This window comes from Bombella saccharophila, from assembly GCF_026385475.1.
Classification (GTDB): Bacteria; Pseudomonadota; Alphaproteobacteria; order Acetobacterales; family Acetobacteraceae; genus Bombella; species Bombella saccharophila.
Genome location: NZ_JANIDW010000003.1, coordinates 1 through 16,351, shown reverse-complemented (window position 1 = coordinate 16,351; position 16,351 = coordinate 1). Strand labels below are relative to the sequence as shown.

The following is a 16,351-nucleotide window of genomic DNA, read 5'->3' as shown; positions in this document are numbered from 1 at the left end:
CTATAACGCCTTGCGTGAGGACATAGCCGCAGCCAATGTGCCTTCATCTAACACATCTAACGCCCCGCCCATCGGGACGCCATGACCCAACCGGCTCACAATCACCGGGTAAGGGGCGAGCTTTTCTTGCAGCCAATGAGCCGTTGTTGCCCCTTCCACCGTGGCCCCTAGGGCAAGGATAACCTCCTTCACCGCGCCTTGCTCCACATGCTTCATCAAGCCCTCAAGGTTTAAATCCTCCGGTCCACAGCCTGAAAGAGCAGAAAGAACCCCACCTAACACCTGATACCGCCCGCGATGCATCCCTGCACGCTCCAACGCCCATAAATCACCCACACTCTCCACCACACAAATGACAGACCCATCACGCTGCGGGTCCGCACAAAGAGAGCAAGGGCTACAGCTATCCAAATTGCCACATTCTGGGCAGGTTTGAATCGTCTGCGCGGCCTGCTGCATCGCCCCCATCAAGGGCTGTAAACGTGTCTCTGGGGCTTGCAAAAGGGCTAAGGCCGCCCGCCGTGCCGAGCGTGGGCCAAGGCCGGGTAAGCGGGCAAGACGAGTGATAAGAGCGTCAATCTCAGGGCTTATACGCACGGTCTATGATGGTCCTCACTTTTTAGAAGGGCAAGTCCATGCCCGGTGGTAACTGCAACCCACCTGTCACCTGCTTCATCTCCTCAGCACTGGTAGCTTCAACCTTTGTGCGTGCATCAGCAAAAGCGGCCAGGATTAAATCCTGCAATGTTTCCATATCCTCTGGGTCTGCCAATTTGGGGTCGATAGTAATGGCTTTCAACACGCCTTTCCCCGTCATGCTCAAACGAACAAGGCCATTACCTGCCGTACCCTCAATCTCCAAGCGTTCCAACTTCGCTTGGGCTTCCTTCATGCGGGCTTGCATTTGGGTGGCCTGCTTCATCATACCAGCCAGATTCTTCATAACATCACTCCTCCAAAAAAGGGCTGCTTATTCAAACTCATCCTCATTGGCATAATCGGCATCCGGTGGGGCGAACTCAAAACCAGGGGGGACATCCTCCCCTAATGGAACAATCATCTCTGGTGGGAGGCCATAATCATCCAACGTATGATCCCGCACCTCGCCAATTTCTGCTTTGGGAAAACGCTGTAAAATCGCTTTAACAAGCGGATGTTGCTTTGCTTTATCCTTATGCAAAGCAATAATCTCCGCCCCCTGCTCATCTAATGTCGGCTCCCCCGCCGCCTCGGAGGGCAGAACCTCCCACCGGCCGGGATAAAGCCGCTCTAACAGCGCGATAAGCGTCCGAAAAGCCTGCCTTTTACGCTCCTTATCCTCATCAGCAATGCGCAACACAACGCGGGGCGGGGCAAACTCTACCAAATGCCCCAAATGACGCAACACACCATGAAGATGCGCCTCTTTTTGCTGGCCTACCAACGCCACCATTTCCCGCCAGCTACGCGGCATGGGGGGAATACTCCCTTCCGCCTCACCTAAGGTCGGTTGTGGCATGATTGGTGCAGCAACGGGGCTCCCATTCTCGGTTGCTAAGCGCAAAGGCTGCGGGGCGGGGCTGGTTTGCGCCTCTGCCTCCATAGCAGACTGTGGCTGCGCCATCGCACTCCCCCGCACTACGGGGCCAGAAGGTACATTCTGCCCCTGATAAGACGCTGTAGAAGAAGGCGTTGCCGCGGCACGGCTTGGGGGCTGCTGTTGCCCCATATGCTCCGCTGGCCCTGCCGCCCCACGAGGTGACGCCCCACCAGATGGCCCGTTTGGGTGCGCTCCTCCCGCTGTTTTATGAAGCTCTGCTGCGGGAACCTCCTGCAACTGACGCACCAAATGTGCAGGGGTTGGCAGTAAACTTGCGTGGCAGAGGCGAATCAAAACCATCTCAGCCGCTTGGCGGCGGTCGGGGGCCATATCGACCTCTGCCAGACCTTTCAGCACTAATTGCCATGCACGACCTAAAACGCTCGCCCCGACATGCTCAATAATCACCCCACCACGAACACGCTCCATCTCTGGCAGCTCGTTCCCTTCGCGCAGGCTAGGCAGGGCCTTAAGGCGCGAGAGCAGATGCAGCACATCCAGCACATCGGTCAGCAACACGCCAAGGTCTGCCCCCCGGGCATAGGCTTGCTCTGCCATGGTGAGGACCTCAGCCACCTGCCCACGTAAAGCCGCCTCTAAGAGGTCGAACACCAAGCCACGGTCTGCTAGACCAAGCATATCCGCTACCGCAGCAGTATCGGACGCCCCTTGGGCAATCGCTTGGTCAAGCAATGACAACCCATCACGCACCGAACCGTCAGCTGCACGCGCGATGAGCGATAAAGCCCCTTCCTCCAGCGTTGCCCCTTCTTTTTGGGCAATGCGCGCAAAATGCTCAGCCAACATAGCTTGCGGTACACGTTGGAGGTCAAAACGCTGACAGCGCGATAAGACCGTGACAGGAACCTTCCGCAATTCTGTCGTAGCGAAAATGAACGTTACCTGCGCGGGAGGTTCCTCTAGCGTTTTAAGCAACGCGTTAAACGCATTGCGCGAGAGCATATGCACTTCGTCAATAACAAAGACCTTCATCCGCGCTTGCATGGGGCGGAAGCGAGAGGCCTCAATAATCTCGCGCACATCATCCACACCTGTGCGAGAGGCTGCGTCCATCTCCAGCACATCGGGGTGACGGTCCGCCAAAATAGCCTTACAATTAGGGCAAACTCCGCATGGCTCCGCTGTTGGGCCGCCTTTACCATCTGGCCCGATACAATTAAGCGCGCGAGCAATAATCCGAGCGGTTGTGGTCTTACCCACACCGCGCACCCCTGTCAGCATAAAGGCATGTGCCACACGCCCCACAGCAAAAGCCCGTCGTAAAATACGGACTAAACTCTCTTGGCCAATGAGGTCATCAAATGTTTGGGGGCGATATTTACGCGCTAAAACACGATAAGGCGTACCCTCCCCTGCCGAGGGAGCAGCCTCTAGCGGGGCAGCATCACCAAAAAAGCCTGCACCACCTTCTTCCGGGGGAAGGGGCAAAGCATCATCATCCGTCACGGCTGTTCTGGCCTCCCACAGCTCTCATGTTCTGGAAAAGACCACGCGGAGGGCATTTCTCTAAGCCCGCAGACTTTGTACCTCCAAAGCCTAACAGGTGGAAGACCGGACACCCGACCCGATACGATCTCACTACGGCTGCTCCCTTCCGGGCCTGACCGGGTTCGCAAGTCAACCGCCCAGGGCCGATCCCCCACGCGGCTTCTAGCATGAAAGGTGGGGGGGATGGCAAGCCCTTTACGGAGCGACAGCCCCACCACCGGGATGGCGCGGGTCCGCCACCCCATAAAACGGCCCGATCGCCTTAGCAGAAGGCTGCATACCCAAACGTGGCCCACCTACCAAAATTGCCTCCGTAATCCCCCATGGGCGATGCGCGATGAAATGATACCCCATATGCTCCAACGTCTTTTGCACCTCGGGGCTAAGCGCGCCGCTCTCCATCTCCACACTATCTGGCTTCCATTGCTCATGCAGGCGTGGGAGATCAACCGCCTGGGCTAAATCCAACCCGTAATCCACCACCCCCAATAAGCTTGAAAGCACAATGGTCGGAATACGCGACCCGCCGGGGCTACCAGTGACCATAACCACCTTGCCCTCACGGCTAATAATCGTAGGCGACATGGAGGAAAGAGGCGTCTTACCCGGGGCAATCGCATTAGCCGCAGACCCAACAAGGCCAAACATATTCGGCTCACCAGGCTTGATGGAAAAATCATCCATCTCATCATTCATCCAAATGCCGGTCCGCCCGCCCATAACGCCAGCCCCAAACCAACCATTGAGCGTATAGGTTGTGGAGACCGCCATACCTTGGGCGTCAATAGTGGAGAAATGCGTTGTCTCATGCTTCTCCTCCGCTGGCTCCGCCCCAGCATGGGCCACATGGCTAGGGCCGGGCTGACCGACAAACAAAGCATCGGACGCAATAGCATGATGCGCTGGTAAAGCTGCGCGAATCTGTGCCGCATAGGCGGGGTCTGTTAAATAAGAGACCGGATTTTGCACAAAAGCGGGGTCGCCAAGGTCACGCCTGTCAGAATAAGCATGGCGCATCGCCTCAATCTCGTAACGCACAGCTTGCGCGCTATGTAACCCCAGCTGGGTCATATTATAGCCAGAGAGGATGTTCAGAATCTCACATAGCGCAACACCACCCCCACTTGGGGGCGGGGCAGTCTCAATCTGATAGCCCCGATAAGCACACCGTATGGGCTCCATAAAACGCGGCTTATAGGCGTGGAAGTCCGCCTCTGTAAGCAAGCCACCCCCTAAGCGAGCCACACGCAAAATCTCCGCCGCAATCGGTCCGTGATAAAATGCGCGGTCACCTTGTTGAGCAATTAACGCTAAAGAGCGCGCTAAACCGGGCTGGATAAGCCGGTCCCCTACAGCGAGCTCTGACCCATCAGGGCGAAGGAAAATACCGCGCGCATACTCATCTTGGCGGAAATAATCTGTCGATGTATGCAAAAGCTCTACATCGCCTTCCTCCAGCACAAAGCCATCTCGTGCGAGAGCAATGGCTGGGGCCATATCCTGCGCACGGCTTAACCGCCCCCAGCGTTTACGCACAGCCTCCAGCCCGGCAACCGTCCCCGGTACCGCTACAGCTTGCCAACCAATGGTAGAGAGGCCCGGCTTCACATGCCCTGCAGCATCTACATACATATCAGGCTGTGCCCGCAAAGGGGCATGTTCGCGGAAGTCGATAAACACAGCTGGGCCATGCGGGGGGCGAAGGGTCATAAACCCACCCCCACCCAGATTTCCCGCTGCGGGATAAACGACGGCTAACGCATAACCAACAGCCACCGCCGCATCTGCCGCATTACCGCCTTCACGCAAAATACGCGCTCCTGCCTCTGAGGCTAAATGCTGAGCGGAGACCACCATCCCCCGCTCCCCTCTAACCAAAAGGCCGGGGCGGGTTGTATCTGGCCCATAAGCAAGGGGGTCATGGTCGGCACTAAGCGGCTCTGCTTGGCAAAAAGGCACCATACCAACGCACAATGCCCCGATAACCAGCCGCATTGCTCTCTTACGCCACGCCATCATACCCCCTCTACCCCCTTAAACAGCGTAAGGCGGCTTTGTGTAACCACGCGGTGAGAGGGTAAAAATCTCGTACCCATCTTCTGTCACGCCAAGCTGATGCTCAAATTGAGCGGATAAAGAGCGATCCCGCGTCACAGCTGTCCATTCATCAGCGAGGACTTTCACATCCGGCTTACCGAGATTCAACATAGGCTCAATGGTAAAGACCATACCTGCCTCCAAAACCGTGCCCTGACCGGGCCGCCCGTAATGGAGAACACTCGGGGCTTCATGGAAACTACGCCCAATGCCATGCCCACAAAAATCCCGCACGACACCAAGGCGATGCTTCTCCGCAAAGCTTTGAATGGCATAACCAATATCCCCTAGCGTTGCACCGGGGCGGACCTGCTCTATCCCCAGCATAAGGGCTTGATAGGTCAGGTCGATCAATTTTTCTGCTTTGCGCGGGGGCTTGCCCACCACATACATGCGCGACGTATCACCATACCACCCGTTTAAGATGGAAGTGACATCAATATTAAGTACATCACCTTCCTGCAAACGCCGCTCACCGGGGATGCCATGGCAGACAACATGGTTCAGCGAAATACAGCATGATTTAGGAAAGCCATGATAATTCAAAGGAGCCGGTGTGGCCCCATGAGCTAACGTATAATCATGGATGATTTTATCCAACTCACCCGTTGTAATACCGGGGCGGACATGCTCGGTAATCATATCCAGCGTTGCCGCAGCTAGCTGCCCTGCCGCTTTGAGGTGCTTAAAATCCTCTGCCGTATAATGCTGGATATTACGCCCATCTTGAGAAGCCATACCGTTTGATAGTCCTTATACTGAAAAGGCGTCCTACGCACGCACCCCTATCTACTGCTCTCTGTAATCTACAATAGGATCAGGAACGATGGTGCCCACGCCGCGATGCCCAAGAATGACGCAAACCACGCGGTGCCCCATGAGCACGATAGCTCACCAACATAACATTGCGATGCATATGCTTTACCCGCACAGCGCGATGTTCCCCACGCCACGCCACAGCATAAGCACCCGGCTTTTTAATAAGCGGCAATGGCGCTTGCCCGACCTTCGTAAAACCATCATCCAGCAAAGAAATCATAGTCTCATTACGGCTGGCGTTGCTTGGCGCCCCCATCTCAACAGCGATTAAGCGCGTCTCTCCCTGCTGAGCAGAGCTTACAAGATTATGGCCAGCAAGCTCGGTATAGCCTGTCTTAAAGCCGTCAGCCCCCTGATACACATCCAACAGAGGGTCATGATTTGGGATCATATGACGACGGAAGGCAAATTGCCGCACCCCGAAATAATGATAATATTGCGGATAATCCCGCAATAAAGACCGCGCTAGAACCCCCAAATCCCGCGCTGTCGTCACTTGGTCGGGGTCTGGCAAGCCAGACGCATTGCGGAATGTCGTATGAGCCATCCCCAAACGGCGTGCTTGGAAGGTCATATGCGCAGCAAAGCGTGTTTCATCCCCACCACCTAGATACTCACCCAGCACACAGGCCGCATCATTAGCGGACTTTGTCACTAATGCGAGAATCGCTTGCTCCACCGTCAGATGTGTGCCCGGCCTCAGCCCTAATTTAGAAGGAGCCTGTACAGAGGCATGGATGGAGACGGGCATCTCGTCATCCAGCGTAATTGTCCCGCGCTCCAACGCTTGGAAGGTGAGGTACAATGTCATCATCTTCGTCAAAGAGGCGGGATACCGCTCCAAATCCGCATCATCTTCAGAGAGGACAGCCCCTGTCCGTGCATTCAGCACGATAGAAGAGACATGACCAGCAAACTGAGCCCGCGCTGTACCAACAAGCGTTACCAAGCCCACGGCAAAAGACAATACGGTACGGCGAAAGAACGGACGCATTAAAACACACTATCCTCAGGCTAAAACGAAGGCATACGAAATATGGCAGATTTTAAAATCTTCTTACGCGCCCTGTCTAGATAATTTCTACAGAAGCAACAATTATTGGATAAATCATTAATAATTAACCTTACTTCATCACATCTTTGTTATATTTCTGTAAGAAATGATCATGCTGGACTCTCAAAATGCCCAGCAAACAGCATATAGTATCGAATCGAAAAGACACGAACATCTCTCTATTCTCTCATTGTCTCCACCATAGGATTCCAACTTTTTCCTGATAGAATGGTCAGCATGACTTTGTGTCTTTACTCAATGCCAGGAGACTTCCCCATGCAGCGCAGGCCATACGGAATGACGGCTCGTCAGCCAGAGGGCTCTACTGTCCTAGACGCGCCGATCTGTGCTGTAAAAGAAGAGACACTTACCAGCCAGAAAACGGACATCTCCTACCCGTCTATGTATAAAGTTCTGCTCCTTAATGACGACTATACCCCTATGGATTTTGTCGTTTTTATTCTGGAGCGTTTCTTTGCCAAATCGCCCGATGAAGCCCACAGCATTATGTTAGAGGTTCACAACCGCGGTAGTGGGGTTTGCGGTATTTTTACCTATGAAATTGCGGAAACTAAGGTAGGGCAGGTTATGGACCTCGCACAACAAAACCAACATCCCCTACAATGCACTCTTGAGAAAGCCTGACCAAATATCCACCTTAAAAACGAGCACTATGAGATGATTTTTTGTACCGCTGTTTTCATCATTCTGACATTATTTTGTGTCACAAGGAGCGCATTATGTTGTCTACCACACTTGAACAGACGCTTCAGCGCGCCCTCATCATAGCCGGACAGAATCACCATGAATTCATCACATTAGAGCATCTCCTCCTCGCCCTTTGTGATGATTATGATGCAGCAGCGATCTTCACAGCCTGTCACACTGACCTAAACCATCTGCGTCAGGCTTTGGAGCGTTTTCTCCTAAGCGAGCAACGTACTGTAGTCCGACCGGACCTAGAGGACGCACCACAACCGACGACAGCATTTCAACGTGTTATCCAGCGCGCAGCGGTTTATATTCAAAATGCGGGCCAACCTGTTATGACAGGCGGGCACGTCTTGGTAGCCATGTTTGCAGAGAAAGAAAGCCACGCTATTTTCTTCCTCCAACAGCAAGGCCTTACCCGGCTCGATGCCATCCGCGCAATACAACGCGATGACCTCCCCCCCTCACAACAAGGGGGCCAGGCCGATAAAAAAGGACGCCAATCGCGCAAAAATAATACAGCCTCCTCAGAAGCATCTACTGAGAGTGAAACCAAAGAAGCCCTACAAACATACTGCACCGACCTTAATGAACGCGCCTATCATAACCGCATTGACCCCCTAATTGGCCGGGAAGAAGAGGTAAACCGCGTTATCCAGATTCTGTGCCGTCGTACCAAAAACAACCCCCTCCTTGTTGGAGAGCCAGGCGTAGGCAAAACAGCCATTGCCGAGGGGTTGGCACAAAGGATCATTCGCGGGCAAGTGCCTGCCATCCTCGCTGAAGCGCGCCTCTATAGCCTAGACCTTGGGGCCTTACTCGCCGGAACACGCTATCGCGGTGATTTTGAAGAGCGCCTCAAAGCCATCATCAATGAATTGGAAGAAAATCCCCATAATCTGCTCTTCATCGATGAAATCCATATGCTTGTTGGGGCGGGCTCTACCACAAATGGCTCTATGGATGCTTCCAACCTCCTTAAGCCTGCCTTAGCAGCGGGGAAGTTGCATTGCATTGGGTCCACCACTTACCAAGAATATCGCCAGCATTTTGAGAAAGACCACGCCCTTACCCGGCGTTTCCAAAAGATTGATATTGCTGAGCCCTCTCAGGCCGATACGATCCGCATCCTCCGCGGGTTAAAAGACCGTTATGAGGACCATCATGATATCCGCTTTACCGATTCTGCCATTCGCAGTGCCGTAACGCTCTCAGCGCGATATATCCATGACCGCAAGCTCCCCGACAAAGCGATTGATGTCCTCGATGAAGCCGGGGCGGCGTGCCGCTTACTCCCCAATAGCCGCAAACGCCGCACAGTCGGGGTAAAGGATATTGAAACCACAATTGCCCACATCGCCCATATTCCCCCCCGTCATCTCTCCACAGATGACCGCACCGCGTTGCGCCATTTACCAGAGGATCTACGCCGCGCTGTTTATGGGCAAGACGCCGCTTTGGAGGCTCTCTCCTCAGCGGTTATGCTATCTCGTGCAGGGTTGCGCGATTCGGAAAAAACCATCGGGAGTTACCTTTTCTCCGGCCCAACGGGGGTTGGCAAAACAGAAGCCGCACGGCAATTAGCCAAATCGCTTGATATTAAGCTGATCCGTTTCGACATGTCGGAATATATGGAGGCCCATTCGATCTCCCGGCTTATTGGCACCCCGCCCGGTTATGTTGGTTTTGAGCAAGGGGGGTTATTAACCAGCGCCATAGACCAGACCCCTCATGCTGTCTTGCTCCTTGATGAAATTGAAAAGACCCATCCAGACCTCTTTAATCTCCTCTTACAAGTTATGGACCACGGGAAATTGACCGATAATTCTGGCAAGACGGTCGATTTCCGTAATGTTATCCTCATCATGACCAGCAATGCAGGAGCAAGCGATCTCTCTAAAGAAGCCATCGGCTTTGCCCGCACCGCCCGCACTGGTGATGATGAAGACGCCATAAAACGGCTTTTCTCACCTGAGTTCCGCAATCGGTTGGATGCGATCATCCCCTTTGCCCCGCTCACCCCTGCCATTGTCGCCCATGTGGTGGAGAAATTTGTACAACAGCTCAGCACCATGTTGGCTGCCAAACATGTTACGCTCCACCTCACCTCTGCTGCAAAAGCATGGCTTGCTGAGCATGGCTACGACCGCATCAATGGGGCACGCCCTCTGAGCCGCCTAATACAGGATAAGATCAAAAAACCACTGGCGGAGGAACTTCTCTTTGGCAAGTTGACCAATGGCGGGAATGTCAAAATCGGGGCCCGAGAGGGTGAGCTCACCTTCACCCTCTCCTCTGCTACAATCACGCCCCCACCACGTAAGACCAAAAAGGTCAAAACAACAAAGACCCTTACCCCGGCCTAGGCATCCCAAACCTGCCGGGGTATTAGGTCTTATTGGTAACGCTGGCCATTTACACTCACAAAGCCAGGCCATGGCCATTGGCGGCTTGTCCCATGATGTGTCCAATCCACACCTTGGCGGTTTGGCCCATCATAATAATACCGTCCTTGGACCTCGACCTGATCTCCAACCTTAACCCAAGGCCATGCTGGGGCGCGCATTTCATCAAGATTTGAGACAATGCGGATAGGTGTTGTTCCTCCCGCTACAGACATCAGAAAATAACCATGCCGGCCGCTCCGGCTTTGTTGAGCACGGTACACATGCACAACCATCCCGCAAATATGCTCTGGCAGGTCTAAATGCTGCCCATAAGGCACATGCCGATGAGCAAATTGTTGCGCATAATGGGCCTGATCTTGCACAAAACGCGTATTATCGCATTGCGCTGGCATAGAAGACTCCGCCAGGGCCGGAACAGCCCCCCCCATTATGCTCACTACAAATCCTAATAATCCTGCCTTTACTAAGCGCGAACATGAAAAACGCATAATCTCTCCTTTCCGTTCCCCCTTCCCCCATGAGCAAGGCAAGAGTATCGTGGGTAAGCCTCGTCATTACTGGACTGGAAACATCCCAGCAAGACAAGCAGTGGGACATAACAGATAGGAACCTCCCCCCCCTGCTCATAGGAAGGAAAGAACCATGCCCTTACGCCACTTAAAAACACTTCGTGATCGGTTACAAACACCCCGCACCAACGCGACAAGTACCCCTGTTACCTTCACAGATGCTCATCCTCATTTTGAGGTCATCGCACTGGGGGTCCGCAGTGGCGTTGCTGATGGAAATCTATCCTCCTATCTCATCCGCCCCCTCGGTACCAATGAGGCTGTCCTCTGCGATGCTGGGACATTAGGCCACGGCCTTAAACGCGCAGAGGCAGTAGGAGCCCTCAATGACATCCCCATTATGCCCAACTCCACCCTCAGCCGGGCTGGGCATGTCCTCAAACAAACTATACGGGCTTATTTGATCAGCCATGCCCATCTCGACCATGTCGCAGGGCTCGTCCTAACTTCACCAGAGGATACACCAAAGCCCCTTTATGCGCTCTCCCAAACTAACGCTATTTTAGCTGAGAACCTCTTCAATAACCGTGTTTGGGGTGCCATGGGTGATAAAGGGCCAAAGCCGCGTATTGGGAAATACACCTACCATAATATGGAGCCAGGTCAGTCACACACACTACAAGATACGACCATGAATATCACAGCATGGCCCCTCAGCCATGCGAGTACGACCTCCACGGCCTTTCTAATTCAACAAAAAGGTAGTGCCATCCTCTATTTCGGAGATACACAGGCAGACCAGCCAGACGGCCCACAAAATCTTCATAATTTGTGGGAAGCTGTTGCCCCTCTGGTACAAAATAACACGCTCAATACGATCATTATTGGCGTAACATATCCCGACACCCACCCAGATGATGCACTTTGTGGCCAGCTGCGCCCTAAAGACCTCCTTACGAGCCTACGCGAGCTTGGCCATATATGCGGGGGACGTCATCACATCCGTGGGTTACGCGTCATTATTTCCCATGTCAAAGAAACGTTCCATGACGGGGAATGCCCCACACGCCAGATCTATCGTGACCTCCAGGATGGTAATGATATAGGCGTCCACTTTCTTATGGCTGAACAAAGCGCACGCTACCTTGTCTAAAGGTCATTCTCACAACCACACGTTAAAAAGACGGGCCTTCCTTGCCGGTATCGGCATGGGGGGGCTCGGCCTTTATCGTCCCACTTATGCTAGAAGACACCCTTTAGCCCCCCATCCCCATCACAAGGTTGCCCCCACACACCATAAATTACCCTCCGATGCGCCCCCTCTTGAGGCATTATCTGATTCCACACGCCAGCAGCTCAGCCAATTAATTGCCATAGCCCCTCATCGCTCCCGCCAAGAGCGCATCGTCCTTATGTCCCAATTTATGAAAGGGACGCCCTATCTCGCCCAGCCACTTATTGGCTCCGCCACAACGCAAGAGGAACTCATCCTCTCATGGCGAGGGGTAAATTGCATGACCTTTGTAGAAATCATTCTTGCCGCTAGTCGTAGCCTCACCGTAGAGCAATTCATCCACGCCCTCATCGCCACACGCTACCGCCATTACCATGTCGCTTTTACCGAACGCCGGCACTTCTTTAGCGACTGGCTACATGGCACACCCGTGCTATGCCGCGATCTTGGTCCCCATTTCCCCTATGCGCAACGCATCCTCAAAACACTTAATCTTAAAATCCCATCATCATCCGTACCATCCCCCAGCACGACACCATCAATGGATCGCTATTTACCCGGGATTCCCTTAAAAAAACGACTCATCACTTACCTGCCCACAGGCCCATTATTAGAGGACTTACGGCATAATAATGTAAAGGGACGCATAAAAAATGGCGATGTTATCGGTATTTACAGCCCCTTACCGGGCTTAGACGTCTTTCATATCGGGTTAGCCATTTGGCACGGGCATGAACTTCTCTTCCGCAATGCTTCATCATTGCCAGAACATCGTTATGTCGTAGATACACCGCTTACAACCTACCTCAAGGAAAGACGCGGCATACTCATCTACCGCCCTATCCTCTAAACAAAAATATTAAATTTTTATTACACCTAAATGAAAGGGGAATCCCTCTCCCTTTATGAATAGGGAGAGGTAATCCTTCACATGGAAAACCATGTTACCGTGGCTTCCCGACCGATTTGCTTACATAGCTTCTAAAGAATTATACTGAAATATGTCAATAGATGTGCAAATAAACATCGCATGACATGTATCAAAGAATCGCATATATTTGGCCTTGACATTGGCATTGGCTCCTGTGGATGGGCTGTCATCAATCAAACAGAAGGGGCCCAACAAATCGAAGCACTGGGCAGCTGGTGCTTTAACGTCCCCGAAACCGATAAAGACCGCACCCCTACCAACCACATTAGGCGGAATAATCGTCTGCTCCGCCGCGTCGTCAGGCGACGTCGCCATCGTATGGCAAAAATTCGCCATCTATTTGCAATGTATCACCTGCTCGACCATCCCCATCCTGAGGCTTTCCGTCAAATAGGGGCCGACCCATGGGAAATGCGGGCCCAAGGGCTTGACCGCCTTCTCACACCCCAGGAATTCGCTACCGCATTAGGCCACATTGCAAAACGGCGGGGCTTCAAATCCTCTGCCAAACGGGTGCCCAAAACAACATCAACTCATGATCATAAAATGCTCTCAGCTCTTACAGCTACCGAGGAGCGAGCATCCCAATATCGCACAATTGGAGAGATGTTTGCGCGGGACCCCGCCTATAGCCAAAGGCGCCGTAACCGGGAAGGCCAATTTGACCGGACTATGAGCCGCAAGGCCTTACAACAAGAAACAAGAATCCTCTTCAACACACAACGCCGCCTTGGCAGCCTCGTGGCTACCCCCACGATTGAGCGTGCTTTTACTGCCATTGCTTTCCATCAACGGCCCATGCAAGATAGTGGTAGTTTCGTAGAATTTTGTCCTTTTGAACCGGGGGAAAAACGCTCATCCCGCTTTTCTCCCTCATTTGAGCAATTTCGCCTTCTCTGCCGCTTAGTAAATTTACGCATTACAGATGGAATAGACGAATATCCTCTCACCCCAGATGAATTACAGCAGATTTATCTAACAGCCAGTAAGACACGGAAACTAACAGGCGACAAACTGCGCCATCTCCTCCAGTTACATGACCACCACCGCTTTACCACTATCCCATTGGGGCAGGAAAAACGAGACATCACAAGCCGCACAGGGGAGAGTTTTCCGGGCACAGCCACGTTTCGATCTGTCTTAGGAGATACATTATGGTGGCAACTCCACCCACATCCTGAGCTGCTTGATCAAACCGCTTGGATTATTAGTTTCCACGAACTAACAGACACAATCGCTAAGAAACTCGCAAAGCTTGGCCTCCCCTCGCAGGCTTATAGCCTTATTCTACAAGCTCTTTCTGCCAATAAATTCGCCAAATTTAAAGGGGCATCCTCTCTTTCAGATAAAGCCGCCCGGAAACTGATTCCTTATCTTCAGCAGGGACTCACTTACGATAAAGCATGCGAAGCTGTCGGTTATAATCACGCTGCATCTAAATTCCACGGCCGTGAAATTGTAAACACAAAAGCCAAATTTAAAGCCCTTATGGATGACCTCCGCCAGGACATCACAAACCCTATTGCGAAAAAAGCCATTAGTGAGGGGATGAAACAACTCTGGGCTATGCGCAACCGCTGGGGGCTCCCTGGGTGCATTTGCATTGAACTTGCCCGGGATGTCGGCAATAGCCTAGAAAAACGCCGCCTGATTGAACGCAACATTGAAGCAAGGACAAAACAACGCGAAAAAGAACGCACAGAAGCTCGTGCCTTATTATCCCTTGAGGATGTCTCAGACGATATATTGCTCCGCTATCGCTTATGGAAGGAACAAGACGGCCGGTGCTGCTATACTAATGAGCCAATTGCGCCTTACCTACTCCTTGATGAGAGCAATATGATCCAAATTGATCATATTCTTCCTTGGTCACGCTTTGGCGATAGCAGTTATAATAATAGGGCTCTTTGCTTCACAAAAGCGAACCAAGATAAGAAAAATCGAACACCTTATGAGTGGATATACACGACAAAGGGACCAGCCGCGTGGGAGCAATTTTCCACTATTGTGGAGGGACGCAAGAATACAAAAGGCATTAAAAAACGTAACTTCTTGCTCAAAGGAAATCACGAAACTGAAAAGCGTTTCCGCCGGCGTAATCTTAACGACACACGTTACGCAGCACGCCTCATTGCAGAGGCGGCTCATATTTTCTACCCGGTTGGACAAAGGGCCGAAAAAGGAGGCACGCGGCGCGTCTTTACCCGCCCCGGGGCACTTACCGCAGCCTTACGTAATGCTTGGGATATTGAGTCCCTCAAAAAAATTGATGGGCGCCGTATCCCAGACAGCCGCCATCATGCGCTAGATGCTACCGTCGTTGCCGCTGTGAGCGAGCGCGAACTCCAGAAACTGACAAAATCTTTTCAATATAATGAACAAATTGGACGTCCCCGTCTCCTACGCAACATTCCCCCACCATGGATAGGTTTCCAAGATGAATTACGCAAAAAATATGCGGCATTATTAGTCGCTCGCCCTGAGCGCCGTCGCGCACGCGGCGAAGGGCACGGCGCTACCATCCGTCAAATACGTATAGAGGAAACACGCCCTGTCATTTATGAGCGTAAAGCCATCGACTCTCTAAAAATAACAGACCTTACTAAAATTAAAGACCCTGAGCGTAACAGCGAGCTTATCCACGCCTTATATCGTTGGATCAAAGCGGGTAAACCCACCAACAACCCCCCGCGCACTCCCTGCACCGTAGCGCATGAAGGCCATCTCGTACGTAAAGTACGGCTCATGACCAATAGAAGGCCTGCCGTCCCCGTCCGAGGAGGGATGGCAGATCGGGGCGATATGGTACGCGTGGATGTTTTTACAATGCACGGCAAAAGCGGCAAAAAGGAATGGTTTATGGTGCCTATTTATCGCCACCATGTCATGAATCCAGCCAGATGGCCTTCTCCTCCTAATAGAGCTATCCTAGCCAATAAACCGGAAGAACAATGGCCCATCATGGACGAGAGAGCGCAATTTCATTTTAGTCTTTACCCTCGTAGTTACATTCGTCTCATCAAAAACGGAACCATCATGGAAGGCTATTTTGCGGGGAGTAATCGCGCTACCGCTTCCATAGCCTTGGCTGACCCCAATAATACGGCCCAATTACACAAGGGGATCGGCATAAAAACACTAGACCTGTTTCAAAAATTTTCTATCAATCGCTTCGGGGAATTGTCGCTCATCAGACAGGAAACCCGAACGTGGCACGGGTTAATATGTCCCTCCCCACCCCACACTCATTATGATTAAAATCGACACTCACCGCATCATATTAAAAACACAGTCCCGTACAATAAAACGATACAGCCCGTAACGCCTTTCCTTTTAAAATCAACATACAATATCCCACGTTAGGGCACGTATATTCCCAAAATAGAATCATATAGCAAAGCAACCCCTAGCAAATCGGCAGGGAAGCCACGGCTGACAGAGCCATCACCATTCAGGGACGTTAACTTTATCATAATAAATTTTATGAAGAAACAGGACTT

Annotated in this window: 12 protein-coding genes and 1 other RNA gene; 5 read left to right on the top strand and 8 right to left on the bottom strand. The window is 52.3% G+C overall.

Annotated elements, in window-relative coordinates; all coding sequences use genetic code 11:
* The 7 genes from recR to NQF64_RS06130 all read right to left on the bottom strand — a co-directional run bounded on the left by recR (position 1) and on the right by NQF64_RS06130 (position 6,998).
* Positions 1-597 (bottom strand): recombination mediator RecR, encoded by a 597-nt coding sequence (recR, locus tag NQF64_RS06160; RefSeq protein WP_099027015.1) that lies wholly within the window; start codon positions 595-597, stop codon positions 1-3.
* Between the two features lie 22 nt (positions 598-619).
* Positions 620-943 (bottom strand): YbaB/EbfC family nucleoid-associated protein, encoded by a 324-nt coding sequence (locus NQF64_RS06155; RefSeq protein WP_099027016.1) that lies wholly within the window; start codon positions 941-943, stop codon positions 620-622.
* Positions 944-970: 27 nt separating this feature from the next.
* On the bottom strand, positions 971-3,046 hold the full coding sequence (locus NQF64_RS06150; RefSeq protein ID WP_266106838.1) for a DNA polymerase III subunit gamma/tau: 2,076 nt from the start codon (positions 3,044-3,046) through the stop codon (positions 971-973).
* Positions 3,047-3,143: 97 nt separating this feature from the next.
* An RNA gene (ffs, locus tag NQF64_RS06145) (signal recognition particle sRNA small type) lies at positions 3,144-3,240 on the bottom strand.
* 43 nt (positions 3,241-3,283) lie between these two features.
* Positions 3,284-5,107, bottom strand: coding sequence for a gamma-glutamyltransferase (gene ggt / locus NQF64_RS06140; RefSeq protein ID WP_266106837.1), 1,824 nt, complete (start codon positions 5,105-5,107; stop codon positions 3,284-3,286).
* A 15-nt stretch (positions 5,108-5,122) separates the two neighbouring features.
* Entirely contained in the window at positions 5,123-5,923 is an 801-nt protein-coding gene (gene map / locus NQF64_RS06135) for a type I methionyl aminopeptidase (protein WP_099027019.1), read from the bottom strand.
* A 79-nt stretch (positions 5,924-6,002) separates the two neighbouring features.
* Positions 6,003-6,998, bottom strand: a complete 996-nt coding sequence (locus tag NQF64_RS06130) for a D-alanyl-D-alanine carboxypeptidase family protein (protein ID WP_099027020.1) — start codon at positions 6,996-6,998, stop codon at positions 6,003-6,005.
* A gap of 357 nt (positions 6,999-7,355) precedes the next feature.
* Here NQF64_RS06130 and clpS point away from each other — a divergent pair, with 357 nt between their 5' ends.
* Positions 7,356-7,703: an ATP-dependent Clp protease adapter ClpS gene (gene clpS, locus NQF64_RS06125; protein ID WP_180794236.1), complete on the top strand. Its 348-nt coding sequence runs from the start codon at positions 7,356-7,358 to the stop codon at positions 7,701-7,703.
* A 95-nt stretch (positions 7,704-7,798) separates the two neighbouring features.
* Positions 7,799-10,135: an ATP-dependent Clp protease ATP-binding subunit ClpA gene (clpA, locus tag NQF64_RS06120; RefSeq protein ID WP_266106836.1), complete on the top strand. Its 2,337-nt coding sequence runs from the start codon at positions 7,799-7,801 to the stop codon at positions 10,133-10,135.
* A 29-nt stretch (positions 10,136-10,164) separates the two neighbouring features.
* Here clpA and NQF64_RS06115 read toward each other — a convergent pair whose 3' ends face one another.
* Positions 10,165-10,665 carry a DUF3465 domain-containing protein gene (locus NQF64_RS06115; RefSeq protein WP_407651825.1) on the bottom strand — a complete coding sequence of 167 codons (501 nt, stop codon included), beginning with the start codon at positions 10,663-10,665 and terminating at the stop codon, positions 10,165-10,167.
* Between the two features lie 154 nt (positions 10,666-10,819).
* Here NQF64_RS06115 and NQF64_RS06110 point away from each other — a divergent pair, with 154 nt between their 5' ends.
* The 3 genes from NQF64_RS06110 (at position 10,820) to cas9 (ending at position 16,109) form a co-directional block, all read left to right on the top strand.
* Positions 10,820-11,839 carry an MBL fold metallo-hydrolase gene (locus tag NQF64_RS06110; protein ID WP_266106835.1) on the top strand — a complete coding sequence of 340 codons (1,020 nt, stop codon included), beginning with the start codon at positions 10,820-10,822 and terminating at the stop codon, positions 11,837-11,839.
* Positions 11,832-12,770: an N-acetylmuramoyl-L-alanine amidase-like domain-containing protein gene (locus NQF64_RS06105; protein ID WP_266106834.1), complete on the top strand. Its 939-nt coding sequence runs from the start codon at positions 11,832-11,834 to the stop codon at positions 12,768-12,770. The genes NQF64_RS06110 and NQF64_RS06105 overlap by 8 nt, the downstream gene beginning before the upstream one ends.
* Positions 12,771-12,950: 180 nt before the next feature.
* Positions 12,951-16,109 carry a type II CRISPR RNA-guided endonuclease Cas9 gene (gene cas9 / locus NQF64_RS06100; RefSeq protein ID WP_266106833.1) on the top strand — a complete coding sequence of 1,053 codons (3,159 nt, stop codon included), beginning with the start codon at positions 12,951-12,953 and terminating at the stop codon, positions 16,107-16,109.
* Positions 16,110-16,351 lie beyond the last annotated feature (242 nt).

What these genes read in the sequence shown, in the direction of transcription:
- NQF64_RS06155 (WP_099027016.1), bottom strand. Translation starts at nt 943, where the DNA reads ATGAAGAATCTGGCTGGTATGATGAAGCAGGCCACCCAAATGCAAGCC.
- ggt (WP_266106837.1), bottom strand. Translation starts at nt 5,107, where the DNA reads ATGATGGCGTGGCGTAAGAGAGCAATGCGGCTGGTTATCGGGGCATTG.
- map (WP_099027019.1), bottom strand. Translation starts at nt 5,923, where the DNA reads ATGGCTTCTCAAGATGGGCGTAATATCCAGCATTATACGGCAGAGGAT.
- NQF64_RS06130 (WP_099027020.1), bottom strand. Translation starts at nt 6,998, where the DNA reads ATGCGTCCGTTCTTTCGCCGTACCGTATTGTCTTTTGCCGTGGGCTTG.
- clpS (WP_180794236.1), top strand. Translation starts at nt 7,356, where the DNA reads ATGACGGCTCGTCAGCCAGAGGGCTCTACTGTCCTAGACGCGCCGATC.
- clpA (WP_266106836.1), top strand. Translation starts at nt 7,799, where the DNA reads ATGTTGTCTACCACACTTGAACAGACGCTTCAGCGCGCCCTCATCATA.
- NQF64_RS06115 (WP_407651825.1), bottom strand. Translation starts at nt 10,665, where the DNA reads ATGCGTTTTTCATGTTCGCGCTTAGTAAAGGCAGGATTATTAGGATTT.
- NQF64_RS06110 (WP_266106835.1), top strand. Translation starts at nt 10,820, where the DNA reads ATGCCCTTACGCCACTTAAAAACACTTCGTGATCGGTTACAAACACCC.
- cas9 (WP_266106833.1), top strand. Translation starts at nt 12,951, where the DNA reads ATGACATGTATCAAAGAATCGCATATATTTGGCCTTGACATTGGCATT.